The sequence below is a fragment of the Pontibacter saemangeumensis genome, assembly GCF_039541895.1.
Classification (GTDB): domain Bacteria; phylum Bacteroidota; class Bacteroidia; order Cytophagales; family Hymenobacteraceae; genus Pontibacter; species Pontibacter saemangeumensis.
This window is the reverse complement of sequence record NZ_BAABHC010000009.1, coordinates 1-15,157: the sequence shown is the minus strand read 5'-3', so window position 1 is coordinate 15,157 and position 15,157 is coordinate 1. Positions and strand designations below refer to the sequence as shown.

Annotated in this window: 16 protein-coding genes; 8 read left to right on the top strand and 8 right to left on the bottom strand. The window is 55.4% G+C overall.

Annotated elements, in window-relative coordinates:
* Nucleotides 1-68: 68 nt before the first annotated feature.
* A complete protein-coding gene (locus ABD920_RS09210; RefSeq protein ID WP_345158479.1) occupies nucleotides 69-947 on the bottom strand; it encodes an alpha/beta fold hydrolase in 879 nt (292 codons plus the stop codon).
* Between the two features lie 277 nt (nucleotides 948-1,224).
* Between ABD920_RS09210 and ABD920_RS09205 the strand changes: the two genes are divergently transcribed.
* Nucleotides 1,225-2,022 (top strand): HipA family kinase, encoded by a 798-nt coding sequence (locus tag ABD920_RS09205; RefSeq protein WP_345158477.1) that lies wholly within the window; start codon nucleotides 1,225-1,227, stop codon nucleotides 2,020-2,022.
* Entirely contained in the window at nucleotides 2,000-2,383 is a 384-nt protein-coding gene (locus tag ABD920_RS09200) for a DUF3037 domain-containing protein (protein WP_345158475.1), read from the top strand. Before ABD920_RS09205 ends, ABD920_RS09200 begins: the two co-directional genes overlap by 23 nt.
* Nucleotides 2,384-2,574: 191 nt before the next feature.
* On the opposite strand, the gene ABD920_RS09195 is transcribed toward ABD920_RS09200, so the two are convergent.
* From ABD920_RS09195 to ABD920_RS09180, 4 genes are all read right to left on the bottom strand, one after another.
* A complete protein-coding gene (locus tag ABD920_RS09195) occupies nucleotides 2,575-3,747 on the bottom strand; it encodes an XdhC family protein (RefSeq protein WP_345158473.1) in 1,173 nt (390 codons plus the stop codon).
* A 97-nt stretch (nucleotides 3,748-3,844) separates the two neighbouring features.
* On the bottom strand, nucleotides 3,845-6,064 hold the full coding sequence (locus ABD920_RS09190; RefSeq protein WP_345158472.1) for a xanthine dehydrogenase family protein molybdopterin-binding subunit: 2,220 nt from the start codon (nucleotides 6,062-6,064) through the stop codon (nucleotides 3,845-3,847).
* Nucleotides 6,061-7,056 (bottom strand): FAD binding domain-containing protein, encoded by a 996-nt coding sequence (locus tag ABD920_RS09185; RefSeq protein ID WP_345158471.1) that lies wholly within the window; start codon nucleotides 7,054-7,056, stop codon nucleotides 6,061-6,063. The genes ABD920_RS09190 and ABD920_RS09185 overlap by 4 nt, the downstream gene beginning before the upstream one ends.
* Nucleotides 7,053-7,580 carry a (2Fe-2S)-binding protein gene (locus ABD920_RS09180; RefSeq protein WP_345158469.1) on the bottom strand — a complete coding sequence of 176 codons (528 nt, stop codon included), beginning with the start codon at nucleotides 7,578-7,580 and terminating at the stop codon, nucleotides 7,053-7,055. Before ABD920_RS09180 ends, ABD920_RS09185 begins: the two co-directional genes overlap by 4 nt.
* Nucleotides 7,581-8,060: 480 nt before the next feature.
* Here ABD920_RS09180 and msrA point away from each other — a divergent pair, with 480 nt between their 5' ends.
* The 6 genes from msrA (at nucleotide 8,061) to ABD920_RS09150 (ending at nucleotide 12,063) form a co-directional block, all read left to right on the top strand.
* Complete coding sequence (gene msrA / locus ABD920_RS09175) at nucleotides 8,061-8,600, top strand: peptide-methionine (S)-S-oxide reductase MsrA (protein WP_425568590.1); 540 nt, start codon at nucleotides 8,061-8,063, stop codon at nucleotides 8,598-8,600.
* 391 nt (nucleotides 8,601-8,991) lie between these two features.
* Nucleotides 8,992-9,876 carry a sulfite exporter TauE/SafE family protein gene (locus ABD920_RS09170; protein WP_345158468.1) on the top strand — a complete coding sequence of 295 codons (885 nt, stop codon included), beginning with the start codon at nucleotides 8,992-8,994 and terminating at the stop codon, nucleotides 9,874-9,876.
* A gap of 16 nt (nucleotides 9,877-9,892) precedes the next feature.
* Nucleotides 9,893-10,135 (top strand): molybdopterin converting factor subunit 1, encoded by a 243-nt coding sequence (gene moaD / locus ABD920_RS09165; RefSeq protein ID WP_345158467.1) that lies wholly within the window; start codon nucleotides 9,893-9,895, stop codon nucleotides 10,133-10,135.
* 12 nt (nucleotides 10,136-10,147) lie between these two features.
* Nucleotides 10,148-10,564 (top strand): molybdenum cofactor biosynthesis protein MoaE, encoded by a 417-nt coding sequence (locus ABD920_RS09160; protein ID WP_345158466.1) that lies wholly within the window; start codon nucleotides 10,148-10,150, stop codon nucleotides 10,562-10,564.
* A 73-nt stretch (nucleotides 10,565-10,637) separates the two neighbouring features.
* On the top strand, nucleotides 10,638-11,507 hold the full coding sequence (locus ABD920_RS09155) for an alpha/beta fold hydrolase (RefSeq protein WP_345158464.1): 870 nt from the start codon (nucleotides 10,638-10,640) through the stop codon (nucleotides 11,505-11,507).
* A gap of 76 nt (nucleotides 11,508-11,583) precedes the next feature.
* Nucleotides 11,584-12,063: a GNAT family N-acetyltransferase gene (locus ABD920_RS09150; RefSeq protein ID WP_345158463.1), complete on the top strand. Its 480-nt coding sequence runs from the start codon at nucleotides 11,584-11,586 to the stop codon at nucleotides 12,061-12,063.
* Between the two features lie 39 nt (nucleotides 12,064-12,102).
* On the opposite strand, the gene ABD920_RS09145 is transcribed toward ABD920_RS09150, so the two are convergent.
* From ABD920_RS09145 to ABD920_RS09135, 3 genes are all read right to left on the bottom strand, one after another.
* Nucleotides 12,103-13,260: an NTP transferase domain-containing protein gene (locus ABD920_RS09145; protein WP_345158462.1), complete on the bottom strand. Its 1,158-nt coding sequence runs from the start codon at nucleotides 13,258-13,260 to the stop codon at nucleotides 12,103-12,105.
* On the bottom strand, nucleotides 13,241-13,717 hold the full coding sequence (gene moaC, locus ABD920_RS09140; protein ID WP_345158461.1) for a cyclic pyranopterin monophosphate synthase MoaC: 477 nt from the start codon (nucleotides 13,715-13,717) through the stop codon (nucleotides 13,241-13,243). The genes ABD920_RS09145 and moaC overlap by 20 nt, the downstream gene beginning before the upstream one ends.
* A 108-nt stretch (nucleotides 13,718-13,825) precedes the next feature.
* Entirely contained in the window at nucleotides 13,826-15,019 is a 1,194-nt protein-coding gene (locus tag ABD920_RS09135; RefSeq protein WP_345158460.1) for a molybdopterin molybdotransferase MoeA, read from the bottom strand.
* Between the last annotated feature and the right edge of the window lie 138 nt (nucleotides 15,020-15,157).

Here is a 15,157-nt window from a genome sequence, read left to right as displayed (position 1 = left end):
CCACGGTGTTGTAAGGGAGTAAGCTGTTAACAGAATCATACCTGTGAGCGATACCTGTCCTGATATAATCAGCCTATATATGCTATCTCTGTAATTCTTTGCGCTATTTCCTCCCACCGTTCCTCCTGCAGCAGATGGCTTGCCTTCAGCGTATAGAGGTGCTCTAACTCAGCCGCTTCCATGATTTCAAACCCATAGCGCCTGAAAGTAAGCCCGGGGTCTTCGGCGCCCCAGATGACCTGCACAGGATATGGCGTGTACTTCACGGCCTTTAAGCAAAGGTCCCTGAACTCAATGGAATGGTCGAAGTTGCGCATTATTTTAAGGAAAGCCTTGCCGCCATCCTCCCGTTTCAGCAAGTCCACGTAGGCGTAAACTTCCTCTTTGGTGATGCGCTCATGGTCTACAGTGCCTACGCTCTTGAACATCATGTACCAGGTGCGGTGGCGCAGCGCTGCCAGTTGCAATTCGCCTATTACGCGCTTCTCAAACGGGCGCATGGGCATCGGCTTCTGAAAATTCACCACATCCACCCACGTGTTCAGGATGGTGAGCGACAGGATCCTGTCCGGGTGCGTGGCCGCAAGCGCAAAGCCGATGGGCCCGCCTATGTCGTGCACCACGAGGTGGTATTTCTCCAGCCCCAGTTGCTGGGCGGCATTCGCCAGGAAGCGGGCAAAGTTGCCGAAAGAGTAATCGAATCCGGAGGGCCGCTCGGCCAGCCCCAGCCCGGGCAGGTCTATGGAAACACCCCGAAATCCTCTCTGTGCGAGTGAGCGGACTACGTTGCGGTACAAAAAGGAGGAAGTGGGTACACCGTGAAGACAGAGCACGGCTTCACCGCTTCCCTGGTCAAGCGCAAAGGTCTGCACACCATCTACTGTAAAAAACTTTCCTGAGTCTTTGTGCCTGGCTATTACCTGTTCCACCGTGCGTTTGTCTTTCATATACCTGGTTGTTTTTGTAGTTCCCACAGGCAGGTATACTCTTCCTGCGCTCCTGCTGTTACCTCCCACCGTTGATTCTGTCCTGATTTAATGCTGCTGCACGTGGGGAGGATTTCTTACCGCCATACCTCCTTCCAGTACAGTCTTTGATTAGAAATGCTTATTTTTGTCCGGCATCTGACGAAGAAGCGGGTTTGTTCGAATGTTTAAGGCCTTGCTCCGCTCATCCTTGCAGTGCAATGTTTTTTCGCCGGGAGCATTTATATAAGAAGGCAATATGAATCAATACCCACCTGAGATTAGGTCTGTGCAGGTTACGCGGTACGTCACGCCCTTGCGGGAGGGCGGTTCTCTGCCTGCGCTGGTAGAGGCTGACGATGAATTTATGTATGTGCTCAAGTTCCGGGGCGCCGGGCAGGGCGTGAAGGCGCTGATCGCCGAACTGATTGGCGGGGAAGTGGCGCGTGCGCTGGGGCTGCGGGTGCCGGAGCTGGTGTTCGCCACGCTCGACGAAGCCTTTGGCCGCACCGAGCCCGACGAGGAAATCCAGGACCTGCTCCGGGCGAGCGAAGGGCTGAACCTAGGACTGCATTACCTCTCCGGCGCCATCACCTTCGATGCCCTGGTAACTACCGTAACTCCCACCCTCGCCTCACAGATCGTGTGGCTGGATTGCCTGCTCACCAACGTAGACCGCACGCCCCGCAATACCAATATGCTCATGTGGCACAAGGACCTCTGGCTGATCGACCACGGGGCCTCGCTCTTTTTCCACCATTCCTGGCAAAACTGGGAGCAACAGGCCCGGCGGCCCTTTGTGCAGGTAAAGGACCATGTTTTGCTCCCGCAGGCCAACGAACTGGATGCCGTGGATGCTGCTTTCCGCGCTTTATTAACGCCTGACCGCCTGCGGGCTATTGTTGGCCTGGTACCCGATGCATGGTTTGAAGGCGAGTCGCCGTTTGCCTCTGCCGAGGAGCACCGGCGGGCCTACGTCCACTTCCTCGAGACCCGAATCGCTCATTCCGAAATTTTCATTCAAGAAGCGCAACATGCCAGAAAAGCACTTATTTGAGTATGCCGTTATTCGCGTAGTGCCCTGCGTCGCGCGCGAGGAATTCCTGAATGTCGGCGTCATTCTATATTGTGCGGCGAAGGGTTTCCTGCAGACGGCGTACCACCTGGACGAGGCACGACTGCGGGCATTTACGAAGGAGGTGGATATAACTGAACTGGAGGAGCGGCTTCAGGCCTTAGCTCGTATCTGCAAAGGGGGCAAGACTGGCGGAACTATTGGCCAGCTGCCGGTGGCCTCGCGCTTCCGATGGCTTACCGCCACGCGCAGCACGGTGGTGCAGACCTCCCCTGTTCATCCGGGTTTATGCACCGATCCACAGGACACGCTCGACCGGCTCTATCACCAATTAGTATTGTAGAGGGCTGCAGCTATATATAATCCCAACCCTACAGTCACAAACCTTACCGAAGGCTGTTTTTCATTGGGTATATACAGAGGACTTGTGCTCCAGGTGCTGCCTCACGGCCAACTCAGAGCATATTGTTCCTAATAATCCGCCCCGCCTGCTGGCGCAGCATCTTATCCATAACCTGCACGCAGGTTTTCAGCTTAGGCTTGCTCCTGTCGGGTAAGGGTAACTTTCCTGATTAGGGCATTCTGGCGCGGGTGAATGACATCTGCCTTGTCTCGCAAGGGGGCGCCTCCCCTTTTAGCGAGCACCGCCTTGATTTCCGCCATAATGGACAGCGCGATTTCCTCGGAGGTCTCTGCGCCGATATCCAAGCCAGTCGGTCCATGGAGGACTTGGCGCTGCACATCCGTTACCCGCACCCCCTCCTCCCGCAGTTCATCCAGCATCCGGTCCAGCTTTTTCTTCGGACCCAGGGCACCGATATAGGGAAGCTGCAGCGGCAGGAGGTGCCGGAGCACCGCGAGGTCATAGTTATAGTTATGCGTCATCAGCACGAAAACGGTGAGGCTGTCGGGGGATATATGGGAGAGCACCTGCTCAGGCTTAGACACCAGGACCTGCGTCGCCAGCGGGAACCGCGCCGTGGTGGCATAGTTGGCGCGGCCGTCCACCACGGTAATTTGCCAGCCCAGCACGGCTGCCAGTTGCACAAGCGGAATAGCATCGTTGCCGGCTCCCACCACCACCAGCGAAACAGCCGGCTTCAGCACTTCCACAAAAACTGTTAATGGCTGCGCTCCTTCGTAGGCGGCAAAGGAAGAAGCGCCCGTCTGGAGCGCCTCCCGTGCATTTGCCTCCAGCGCAGCCTGTAGGCCTTCATCAGGAAGCAGGCACCCTGTTATCTCCTGGTTTTGCTCCATCAGGAAACAGGTACCGATCTGCTCCGCCTTTTTATCCGCCAGCGAGAACAAGGTGACTAGCACGGCTGTCTGCCTGTGCCGTAGAAAGGCCTTGAGCAGCTGAATCGGGTTCGATGGATTTTTAGCGTCTATCGGCTCGATCAGGATCTGGATAATGCCGTTGCAGCCCAGGCCCACGCCCAGTTGGGCATCGTCTTCATCGGTGGTGTCGTAGGTGACGAGCATCGCCTGCTGCTGCACCATCACGAGGCGCGCTTTACGCAGGGCATCGCCTTCCAGGCAGCCGCCGCTGATGGCGCCTGTCAGCTTTCCGTCGTCGGTCACCAGCATACGCGCGCCCGGTCGACGGTACGAGGAGCCCTGCACGTGCACGACTGTCGCAAGCGCCGTCTGCTTGCCCTCCCGCTGCGCGGCGTCATAAGCCAACACGATGTCCTTTACTTCTTTCATGCCAAAGCTGTTTATATATAGAACAGAAAAGACTGTCATATATATGAACAGCCTCTCCTGATTATGTTTCAATGTACGTTTACGATGCCCTCCCTGCTCACATCACCTTGTCCAGCGTGATCGGCAGTTCGCGGATGCGCTTTCCGGTGGCATGGTACACGGCGTTCGCAATGGCCGGCGCCACTCCCACAATGCCGATCTCCCCCAGGCCCTTGGCACCCAGCGGGTTCACGATGTCGTCGTGCTCTTCTACAAAAATAACATCTATATCGGGAATATCCGCATTTACCGGCACGTGGTACTCGGCTAAGTTATGGTTCATGAAACGGCCAAAGGTGTTATCCATCAGCGACTCCTCCTCCAGCGCCATCCCGATGCCCCATACCACACCGCCCAGGATCTGGCTTTTCGCGGTTTTGGTGTTGATGATGCGCCCGCCCGCGATGGCACTTACCACCCGCGTTACTTTTATAGTTCCAAGGTCCTCGTCTACTTTCACCTCCACGAAAGCGGCGGAGTGCGAGTAAGGAGCATAGTTCTTCTGCTCTGAGGCAGGTTTCGAGGTTACCTCTTCTTCAATCGCATTGACTTCCCGCTCCTGCAGGATACGCGTTACCGCCAGCGCTTTGGAAGCGTCGCTCTTCAGCCGCAGCTCCCCATCCGCAAAGGTCACCTCCTCAAAGCTTGCGGTGGCGAACGGTGAGTTCTCCACCTTGCGCGCGAGCTTCAGCAGTTTCTCTCCCACCGAATCACACACCTGCTTCACGGCAGATCCCACCGAGGAAACCGTCCAGGAACCTCCTTCCAGGGGCGCTTCCGGCAACGCGGAGTCACCAAGCTTGAATGTCACGTCCTCCAGCGGCAAGCCCAGGGCCTCGGCGGCAATCTGCGTCATCACGGTATAAGTACCCGTTCCAATGTCGGCGGTGGCACTGCTCACGGTAAGTTTTCCATCCGGTGTCAGGAGGGCTTTGGCGCTCGCCTGCTGCTGTTTTGCTTCCCACGCGCCGGTGGCCATCCCCCACCCGATGAGCTGGTGCCCTTCCTTCATGGAGCGCGCCTCCGGGTTGCGCTTGTGCCAGCCGAACCGCTCGGCACCCTGGCGGTAACACTCACGGAGTTCTTTACTCGAAAAAGGCGCGTTATTACTCTGATCTTCCTCCGTGTAATTTTTCAGCCGCAACTCCACCGGATCGATACCGGCGGCGGCGGCCAGTTCGTCCATGGCACTCTCCAGGGCGAACAAACCGGTAGAGCCGCCGGGCGCGCGCATGTCCAGCGGGGTGTACACATCCAGACTGATGAGTTTGTGATCGAAGGCCGCGTTTTCGCTTTTGTATAAGGTGTTCGGCCATACCACCACATTCTCAGAGTAGTCCTCAAACTTGGAAGTCTCTGCAAACGCCTCCTGGCGCACCGCCTGTAGGGTGCCATCGGCAGCGCAACCCAACTGGAAATGCTGGACGGTAGCCGGGCGGTGCCCGAAGGAGAACATCTGCTGCCGGGTAAGCACCACTCTTACGGAGCGCTTCATCTCAAGGGCGGCCATCACGGCCAGGAACAGCTGGTACTGCGGCCGCAGCCCGGAACCGAAGGCCCCTCCCACAAATGGGGAGATCACGAGCGCCTCTTTGGAGGACAAACCGAAGATCTGGCTGATGTAGTTCTGGCTGTTCTTGACGCTTTGCGTCTTGTCATATACCGTCAGGGTGCCGTCTTCTTCCCAGATGGCCGTGGAGGCATGCATCTCCATGGGGTTGTGGTGCTCCGACGGGTGCGTGTACTCCTGCTCCACTTTCACGGCGGCGCTGGCAAAGGCAGCATCCACATCCCCGCGCGAGTCTGGCGGCGGCGTCGACTTGTATTTCTTGGGGGTGTAGGCCTGCGCGCGGTTTGCCTTCAGGTCCGTGGTATGGGGAGCTTCCTCATATACCACCTTCACCAGGGTAGCGCCATAGCGGGCCGCCTCGAATGTTTCGGCTACGACCAGGGCGATGGGCTGCTGGCTGAACTGGATTTCGCTGTTGTAAAGCGGCCGGAACGGGGAGCCGGGTGGCGAGTCCTCATCCTGGTAACTCTTATCGAACCAGGCGCTTGGCGGCCTATTTTCATGCGTTAACACCTGCAGCACCCCCTCCAGTTGCAGCGCCTCGTTGGTGTCGATCTCCGCTATGTTACCCCTGGCGATCTCGCTGGATACCACATAGCCATATAGCAGGCCCGGCACATGGAACTCTGCCGCGTACTTTGCCCCGCCTGTCACTTTCAACCGGCCGTCGACGCGGTTGGTAGGTTTTCCTATATAATCTGTTCTCATGCTTTATCCTCCCTTTCTGTTGCCTGCTGCAGCGCCCGCACAATCGCCCGCTTTGCCAGTTCTATTTTAAAGGTGTTGTGGCCGTAGCCGGTGGCACCTGCTATATAAGCCTCCGCCACTTTCCGGAAGTTTTCCGCTGTGGCCTTTTGGCCGGTCAGCAGGGCCTCCGCCTCCGGCACGCGCCATGGCTTGTGGGCCACACCTCCCAGTGCTACGCGCGCTTCCTTGATCGTGCCATCCACTATCTCCATGCAGGCAGCCACCGAAACCAGCGCAAAGGCATAGGACGCGCGGTCGCGTACCTTGACATAAGCATAATGTTCGGCAAAGCCTTTGGCCGGCAACTCAATGGCGGTGATGATTTCCGCTTCCCCTAAATTGGTGTCCAGGTGCGGCGTGTTGCCGGGAAGGCGGTGGAAATCCGCCATCGCGATCTTCCGCTCGCCATCCGGTCCGGAAACCAGTACCGTCGCTTCCAGCGCGGCCAACGCCACCGCCATGTCGGAAGGGTGCGTGGCGATGCAGTGCTCGCTTTCCCCTAAAATGGCATGGATGCGGTTGAACCCGTGGATGGCGGAGCAGCCTGTGCCTGGCTCGCGCTTGTTGCAGGGCGTCGATTTATCATAGAAGTAGTAGCAGCGGGTGCGCTGCAGCAGGTTCCCCCCGTCGGTGGCTTTATTACGGAGTTGGGCCGTAGCGCCTGCCAGTATCGCGTGCGAGAGCACCGGGTAGCGCTTCTCCACCTGCTCGTGGTAAGCTGTGTCAGCATTAGTAACCAAGGCCCCAAGGCGAAGGCCACCCGCTGCTGTTTCCTCAACCGAACTTAATGCTAAGCGGGTGATGTCGATGAGGTGGCGCGGGTGCAGCACGTCGATCTTCATCAGGTCGAGCAGGTTGGTGCCACCGGCGATGAACGTTGCCTCTTTGTTGCCGGCTATCTCCTGTACGGCCCCGGCTACATCGGCGGCCCTGGAATAGGTGAAGCTCCTCATTTGGCCTTGCTCCTTTCCAGCGCTTCCTGCACCACTTTCACAATGTTGCTGTAGGCCCCGCAGCGGCAGATGTTGCCGCTCATCAGGTCCCGGATATCGTCTAATGTCTTCGCTTTCCCCTCGTTGATCAGCCCGATGGTGGAGCAGATCTGGCCGGGGGTGCAGTAGCCGCACTGGAACGCGTCGTGGTCGATAAAAGCTTGCTGAACGGGGTGCAGCTCCTCCCCTTTTGCCAGCCCTTCGATGGTGGTGATGTCGGAGCCGTCGTGCATCACGGCCAGCGTGAGGCAGGAGTTAATGCGTTTTCCGTCCAGCAGGATGGTGCAGGCGCCGCACTGCCCGTGGTCGCAGCCCTTCTTGGTGCCGGTCAGGTGCAGGTGCTCCCGCAGCAGGTCGAGCAGCGACGTCCAGGGCTCCAACTGCAGTTGCATTTCCGTTTCGTTGATGGTCAGCGTCACCGTTTGCCTGGGTGGTAGCCAGGGCGCAGCGCGTTCAATGGTTTCCGTTTCCGGTTTGTTTTTCATATGCTTGGGGTCGAGGTGGTAGAAAAATCAACGGTCGTTCACAGCTGCCTATACCGCAGCAGAGATTCTTAATACTCCAGTTCATGCGGCATATTCCCTCATGCTGATCATATGCAGGAGAAAGACGGTAAGACTGTCGCTTGTTCATACGCGCTCCTTTTTAGCCGGTTTAAGTAATAGCGCCATAAGTTATGATCACACCATTTAAAATCCGGTTGACCTCCTACCTGTAAAACAAACGGGGTATCCTTCTGTTTAAGTTGATGAAAAAAGTATTTGGGTTACCGCAAACCTGTGGGTGCTTGAACGCTTTCCGGCTTTTTTGACTTTATATAGGGCAATCCCTTTCAAAGGCTTTCTTAAACTGCCCGCAATTGGATACTTTATCAGGAGCAAGCAGCAATGGAAAACATTCGCGCAGCGGATGCAGTAGCAAATGAGCATACTGACAACGGATGTGATAATTAAAACGAAGAAGACATGAGCGACGAAGAAAACAGATATGAATTGGCCACCTTTGCCGGCGGTTGCTTCTGGTGCATGGTAAAGCCTTTCGACCAATGGCCGGGCATCAAAAAAGTAGTATCGGGGTACACCGGCGGAAACGTAGAAAACCCGACCTACGAGCAGGTCTGCTCGGATACCACCGGACATTACGAGGCGGTGCAGATCACTTTCGACCCCAGCGTAATCTCCTACAGGGAGCTGCTGGAAGTTTTCTGGCAGCAGGTAGACCCGACGGATGCCGGCGGGCAGTTCGGCGACCGGGGCTCCTCTTATCAAACCGCTATCTTCTACCACTCTGAAGAGCAGAAACAGCAGGCAGAAGATTCAAAAAAGGAATTGGCAGAGAAGGGACCTTTTTCACAACCCATCGTAACGCCCATTTTGCCTGCCAAACCGTTTTACCCGGCTGAGGAATACCACCAGGACTATTACAAAAAGAACCCCTCACACTACCAGCGCTACCACGTTGGCTCAGGCAGAGCGGGATATATACAGCGACATTGGAATAAATAGATAAAGTCAATGACTTCGAATCAAAAGGCGGCCGTAGCACTATATGGCTGCCTTTTTTGTTCCCTCTGGAAAGGCTAAGTGCCATTATCAACTGAATACTGCGCACGAAGATGTTCTATAGAACCCACTCCTGCCCCTCCGAGGAGGGAAATCTGCAGAAAAGTAAAATGCAATGCGCATGAACCAACTGATAGTGGTATAAAACCTGTTCATTAATATCTTAAAAAGCCTGCTGCGCCCTGATGTGCAGCAGGCTTTTATATATGGGCATAGAAAAATTTCTCCCGCTCCTTCGCCACTTCCGGCACCCGTTTGGAGCAGCAGCACTTATATATGGATAAAAATAGCTATTTTAGCTCAGTAAAATTCGGTCTGATGCCGGCGGGGGTGAATGGCTGCGATTGACAGACGCAACCGCTCAAGAGGTAAAAGCGGGGCGAAAGGACAAATGCTGCCTTCCGCTTCAAAACTAAAATGCCAGTCCCACACCGTTAGACACCCAAGCCCTGACCATACCGACATGCAGCACTGGGAACTCCTGCTATTCTTTTTTTTCATTGCGTTTATATATGCCTCCGTCGGCTTTGGCGGCGGCTCCAGTTACCTCGCGATTCTCGCCTTATATGCGCTGCCTTTCAAAGAACTGCGGTTAATTGCCCTGCTCTGCAACATTGTGGTGGTAACGGGCGGCACGATCCTGTTTGTAAAGAACAACCATGTGAATTGGCGGAAGATCATGCCGCTGGTGCTGGCCAGTGTGCCCATGGCCTTTTTAGGCGCCACGCTCCGGATAGAACAGCGCACGTTTTTCATACTGCTGGGCTGTAGCCTGCTGCTGGCGGCCGTGCTGCTCTGGACCAGTAAGAAACACCCACAGACGGCTGCCCCTGTTGCCACAGACAAAAATACCTATATAAAAGATGGTGTGTTAGGCGGGGGCATCGGCTTTCTGTCGGGCATGCTGGGCATTGGCGGCGGCATTTTCCTATCGCCGCTGCTGAACCTGATCCGGTGGGACAACTCCAGGAAAATAGCCGCCACTGCAAGCGTCTTCATCCTCGTGAACTCTATTTCGGGCATTGCCGGGCAACTGCTGCAGCTGCCGCCTGCAATTAATTACACGCGAATCCTGTTATTATGTGCGGCCGTGTTTGCCGGCGGCCAGTTAGGGTCGCGGATGGCGATCATGAAGTTCAATCCGCTCATGATCCGGCGCATGACGGCCGTGCTGATTTTTGTGGCAGGCATCGAGGTGCTGTATAAACATTTAGGTTGATTTAAAAGAAAGCGATATGAAACTGAACGTACTGGCATTTGGGATAGCCAAGGACATCTTCGGGGCCTCTGCCGTTGAGGTAGAAATGGGGGACGCCGCAACCGTTGCCAACCTGAAGACGGCGCTGGAGGCGCAGTACCCGCGCCTGAAACAGCTGACCTCCTTCATGATTGCCGTAAACAACGAGTATGCGGATACCGATAATGTTTTACAGCAACGCGACGAAGTTGCCATTATACCGCCTGTGAGCGGGGGTTAAAACCAGCTTTATATGATAGATCTAAAAGTAACGGAGGAGCCGCTCGATATCCCGGGCTGCATTGATTGGGTGATGTCGCCGCAAAGCGGGGGCATTGACGTGTTCATCGGCACCGTGCGCGATGCCACCAAAGGCAAACCCGTGGTGCGCCTGGAGTTTGAATCCTATATACCTATGGCCCTGAGCGAAATGAGCAAACTGGCCGGGCAGGCGATGGCAAAGTGGCCATTGCACAAAGTGCTCCTCCACCACCGCACCGGCATCTTGCAAATCGGCGAGGTGCCAGTCGTCATCGCCGTCTCCGCCGCCCACCGGGCCGCCGCCTTCGACGCCTGCCGCTTTCTCATCGATACGCTGAAACAAACGGTGCCCATCTGGAAAAAAGAAATCTTTGAAGACGGTGAAGTCTGGGTAGCCGCACACCCATAATTAAGCTAATGTGTGATCATTATTCCTCATAATCTTGGTTGAGGTGATACGTATATATAAAGTCATAGAAGTGATGGCGATGGTATATACAACACGCAACGGGTATCAGCTTCATTACATTGAAAAAGGCACGGGCAATTTCATTGTTTTCGTTCACGGCTCTGCCAGCGATTACCGGACCTGGGAAAAACAGCAGCAGGAATTCTCGAACTATTACCATACTGTCGCATACAGCAGGCGCTATCACTGGCCGAATCAAAGGATAGCGGCGGGAGAAGATTACTCGATGGCCGGGCATGTCGGAGATCTGGAAGATCTTCTTGCAAAGCTTGGAAGCAAACCCGTGCATCTGGTCGGCCATTCCTATGGGGCCTTTGTTTGCCTGCTGCTTGCTGCAAAAAGCCCTCAATTGGTCCGAACGCTGGTGTTAGCAGAGCCTCCGGCTATTACCTTGTTTGTAAGCAATTCCCCCAAACCCACGGAGCTTCTCAGATTACTATTTTCAAGACCAAAAACGGCCCTTGCCCTCATTAAATTCGGAGCAACAGGGATTGGCCCCGCAACGGCTGCCGTCAAAGCCGGCAAACTGGAGGCTGCCATGGAGATTTTTGGCAAGGCCACGCTCGGCACACAGGCTTTCGTGCATCTGTCCGAAGCGAGGCGGGAACAGGTACGGGCGAACCTTATCAAAGCTGAGTTCCTCGGTTCAGGGTTTCCACCTCTAGATCTGTCAGAGATTCGCCGGATCGTAGTCCCGGTTTTATTAGTTGCGGGAGAAAAAAGCCCCCGCATGTTCCATTACCTTCTCGACAGGCTGAGCGAACTCCTGGCGCATGCGGAACGCATTACTGTTCCCGGGGCTTCCCATATCCTGCACGAAGACAACCCAGCCTTCTATAATGCTGCAGTTCATGCCTTCCTCAGGAAGTTTGAAATCGGATAAAAATTTTTAGATTCGCACAGCGGCAGTTAGCTGGAAAACTAACCAAACCGCAGTATCATCAGAATTTTCAAAAGCTATGCTCACACTCCTCCGAACGGACTCTACCAACCCTGACTTTGTCAAGCTTGTACGCCTGCTAGACCTGGACCTCAGCATCAGGGACGGCGAAGACCATGCTTTTTATGCTCAGTTCAATAAGATCGATATGATCAGGCATGTCGTAGTGGCTTATTTGGAAGACCAGCCTGTTGGGTGCGGTGCAATCAAGGCCTATGCTGCCGGCACTGTGGAAGTGAAGCGGATGTATGTTCGCCCTGAGTTTCGGGGGCAGGGCATAGCCGGAAAGGTGTTAAGTGCGCTGGAGCACTGGGCAAATGAACTGGGGTTTCAGGAACTGATCCTTGAAACCGGAAAGGCCCAGCCCGAAGCCATCCGGCTCTACACCAAAAGCGACTACAGAATCATCCCGAATTACGGGCAATACGCAGGTGTAGAGAACAGCGTCTGCATGCAAAAGACCTTACCCAGCCACACGCCTGACCTGCATCGCAGCTAAATATTATATCATAAATAGCCAGTGTTGCCTCCGCACAGCTTAGGGCAGCAGTTGCTTTACTTTCTCCAGTTCCTCGGGCGTGTTTACGTTCCGGAGGGCATCGGGGTACTGAGGCTTCAGCAGTTGGATGTCGCTGTTTCGCAGCACCTTGCGCGGGCAGGTATAGCCCTGCGCTAGAAACGAGAGCAGTACCGGGTAACTCTTGGGTTCCCAGATCGTGATGAGCGGCTCCGGGAAACCGTCGTGCGGGCTTTCGAAGGTAGTCGCGACCATGGCAGGATTCCGCTGCGCTGTCAACTGCTGCAGGGTTTGAGCATCCAGCAGCGGCAGGTCGCAGGCCACTACCAGCCAGGCCACATCCGGCTGCTCCCGGAACGCCGACAGTATGGCCCCATAGGGCCCGAGGCCCATAAACGTATCTGGCAGCGTTTTATAGCCGCTGCTGCTCAACTCCGCCTGCTGTTCCGGGCGGCAGGAGATGGCTACCTCCTCGCAAGAGCTTTTTAGCAGATCCGCCATATAGAACCGCTGCTCCCGCCCATGCCAGGCGATGGCTCCTTTGTCGCGGCCCATGCGCTGGCTCTGCCCGCCGGCCAGCACCAGTCCGTTCAGCACCGGCTTTGCCCGCTGCATCTCCTGCCGGAAGAATGCGACAATTTTATCTGTCTCGCTTAGTTTATATATAGGAAGGTCGCGCCAGGCCGGCACTGCCTCCCGTACAAAATCAAACACCTCCACTGCGTTATCGGCCAGTAAGAACAAAGTTACATTCGTGAGTTGCGAAAGCCTTTTCTGCAGCGAGGCTCTTTTGCGTTTATCCAGGATCACCACCTGCGCCTTTGCCTGGTGGTGGTTGCCGTTCGCCAGCACCAGGTCCGTTTCCGAGAAAAGCTGCCGGAATTTAAAAGTGTCGGGTTGCTGCTTAAAATCAAATTGATGATAGCTGATCCGGTCGGTATAAGCTGCAGCAGCACCTGCTGCCAGAGGGGCAGGTAGATCTGGCTGGGCATCATCATGCGCATGCGCGGCATCCACGTAGGCGCATTTATAAAGGGGTGATAAAGCCGAAATCACCTTTTCGGCCAATGCCTTTATATCCCCGCAGGGCGCACCTACCATCGCCCACTCGTTGCGGGCAAAGTTGCCATAGGCGGGCCGGGCGAGGAGGCTATGCTTTTTATGCTCTTTTGAAATCACGCTTCCCTCCTGTTTTAGTGATCAGCTTGGTTTCCTTTATCACTATATCGTGGCTTAGGGCTTTGCACATGTCATATACCGTCAGCGCTGCCACCGAGGCGCCAACCAGCGCCTCCATCTCCACCCCTGTTTTTGCCGTGATGCTGGCGGTGCAGTCGATCACCAACTCCTGCTGTTCGTTCAGGTGCAGTTCGATCTGGCAGTTGTCTAGGCCCAGCGGGTGGCAAAGCGGAATCAGTTCGCCCGTTTTCTTCGCCCCCATGATGCCGGCGATGATGGCGATCTGGAACACCGATCCTTTTTTGGTCTGGATGTCGCCTTCGTTCAGTTTCTCCAGTACCTCGGGCGGCAGCACCACAACGCTCCGGGCAGTGGCCGTTCGCGTCGTCACCTGCTTCCCGCCCACGTCCACCATCGTGGCCTTGCCCTTTTCGTCTAAGTGCGAAAATTCACTCATGTTATCATTTGATTTATATATGTCTTCTGATCTCCTGCAGGATGCTTTTTCTGGAGGTAAATGCAACAAATTCCTCTGCCATCCGAAAGGGTGTTATTTCCGGCTCCTCTACCTGAACGGCCAAATCCGATACACCTCTCCTTTCGTAAAATTACTTTTTCCCAGCGGAAGCTCCAGGAAGGCATCCGCCTCCACCAGGTTGGCGAAGTCGCCGGAGCCGTTGCCCTCGAAGGGCGTTGCCAGCACCTGCCCCTGCCCGTTCATTCCCAATTTCACCTGCAGAAAATATTGCAAGGGCGCTTGGAATGAGACATCTCCATTCAGGACACCGTACCTCTCGGGGTTATCTAAACCCAAAGAAGCCATGAGCCACGGCAGGAAATAGCGGTGCAGGCACATGAACGTAGAAACGGGGTTGCCGGGCAAGGCAAACACCAGCGCGCCGTTCGCATGCTTCCCGAACCAGAAAGGCTTACCCGGCCGCTGCTGCACCTTATAAAACAGCTTCTGTACCGACAGCGCCTCCAGCACCTGCGGCACATAATCGAACTTGCCCATAGAAATCCCCCCGCTCAAAATGATCACCTCGTAGTGCTGCAGGCACAGGGCCAGTTCCGCCTTCGTTGCTTCGGCATCGTCGGGTATGTGCAGCAGGTGGGCGTGCAGCTGGTATTTTTGCAGTGCGGCCTGCACCATATAGCTGTTCGAGCGCCGTATCTGGTAAGGCAGCGGTGTCTCCTCCACGTCCACCAGTTCATCGCCTGTCGAGATCACCACCACCTTCGGCAGCTTCTTTACCTGCAACGCGCTCGCGCCCACAGCGGCGGCCATGCCAAGCAGCGCCGGGGAAATCACCTGGCCAGCGGCGGCCACCGTATCATGCCGCCTTTTGTCCTTTCCCTGCGCATGAATGTTCTGGCCCCTGCTGATGTCCTCCGTTAAAACAGTCGCAACGCCATTTTCAATCCGAAAGTCTTCGTACCGGATCACGGTGTCTGTGGAAGGCGGCAGGGCGGCCCCTGTCATAATCTCGATGCAGTCAGTCGCCGCTTTAATATCCACAGGCGGCTCTCCTGCCGCCTGGGTAGCGCTGATAGGGAAAGAGCGGGTGCCTCCTTCGAAAGCCGCAAATCGGATGGCGATGCCATCCATGGCAACCCGGTTGAAAGGGGGAAGGTCCCGGTCTGTCTTCAGGTTTTCGGCCAGCACCCTTCCCAGCGCCTGCTCAAACGCTACGGACTCTGTGCCAAAATCCCTGCGCTCCGCCTGAATGATTGCTTCCGCCTCTTCAACTTTAACCATGTATTTTCTTTATGCTGTGATTTCGAATGGGCCTGCAGGAAATAGTATATATTCTTAGAGGCTGTTTTGATTTCATTTAGATAATTTCTTAAGCATGATATGTATCATGGTAATCTGAATCATGGTCTCAGCTGATTT

What these genes read in the sequence shown, in the direction of transcription:
- ABD920_RS09210 (WP_345158479.1), bottom strand. Translation starts at nt 947, where the DNA reads ATGAAAGACAAACGCACGGTGGAACAGGTAATAGCCAGGCACAAAGAC.
- ABD920_RS09205 (WP_345158477.1), top strand. Translation starts at nt 1,225, where the DNA reads ATGAATCAATACCCACCTGAGATTAGGTCTGTGCAGGTTACGCGGTAC.
- ABD920_RS09200 (WP_345158475.1), top strand. Translation starts at nt 2,000, where the DNA reads ATGCCAGAAAAGCACTTATTTGAGTATGCCGTTATTCGCGTAGTGCCC.
- ABD920_RS09195 (WP_345158473.1), bottom strand. Translation starts at nt 3,747, where the DNA reads ATGAAAGAAGTAAAGGACATCGTGTTGGCTTATGACGCCGCGCAGCGG.
- ABD920_RS09190 (WP_345158472.1), bottom strand. Translation starts at nt 6,064, where the DNA reads ATGAGAACAGATTATATAGGAAAACCTACCAACCGCGTCGACGGCCGG.
- ABD920_RS09185 (WP_345158471.1), bottom strand. Translation starts at nt 7,056, where the DNA reads ATGAGGAGCTTCACCTATTCCAGGGCCGCCGATGTAGCCGGGGCCGTA.
- ABD920_RS09180 (WP_345158469.1), bottom strand. Translation starts at nt 7,580, where the DNA reads ATGAAAAACAAACCGGAAACGGAAACCATTGAACGCGCTGCGCCCTGG.
- msrA (WP_425568590.1), top strand. Translation starts at nt 8,061, where the DNA reads ATGAGCGACGAAGAAAACAGATATGAATTGGCCACCTTTGCCGGCGGT.
- ABD920_RS09170 (WP_345158468.1), top strand. Translation starts at nt 8,992, where the DNA reads ATGGCTGCGATTGACAGACGCAACCGCTCAAGAGGTAAAAGCGGGGCG.
- moaD (WP_345158467.1), top strand. Translation starts at nt 9,893, where the DNA reads ATGAAACTGAACGTACTGGCATTTGGGATAGCCAAGGACATCTTCGGG.
- ABD920_RS09160 (WP_345158466.1), top strand. Translation starts at nt 10,148, where the DNA reads ATGATAGATCTAAAAGTAACGGAGGAGCCGCTCGATATCCCGGGCTGC.
- ABD920_RS09155 (WP_345158464.1), top strand. Translation starts at nt 10,638, where the DNA reads ATGGCGATGGTATATACAACACGCAACGGGTATCAGCTTCATTACATT.
- ABD920_RS09150 (WP_345158463.1), top strand. Translation starts at nt 11,584, where the DNA reads ATGCTCACACTCCTCCGAACGGACTCTACCAACCCTGACTTTGTCAAG.
- moaC (WP_345158461.1), bottom strand. Translation starts at nt 13,717, where the DNA reads ATGAGTGAATTTTCGCACTTAGACGAAAAGGGCAAGGCCACGATGGTG.
- ABD920_RS09135 (WP_345158460.1), bottom strand. Translation starts at nt 15,019, where the DNA reads ATGGTTAAAGTTGAAGAGGCGGAAGCAATCATTCAGGCGGAGCGCAGG.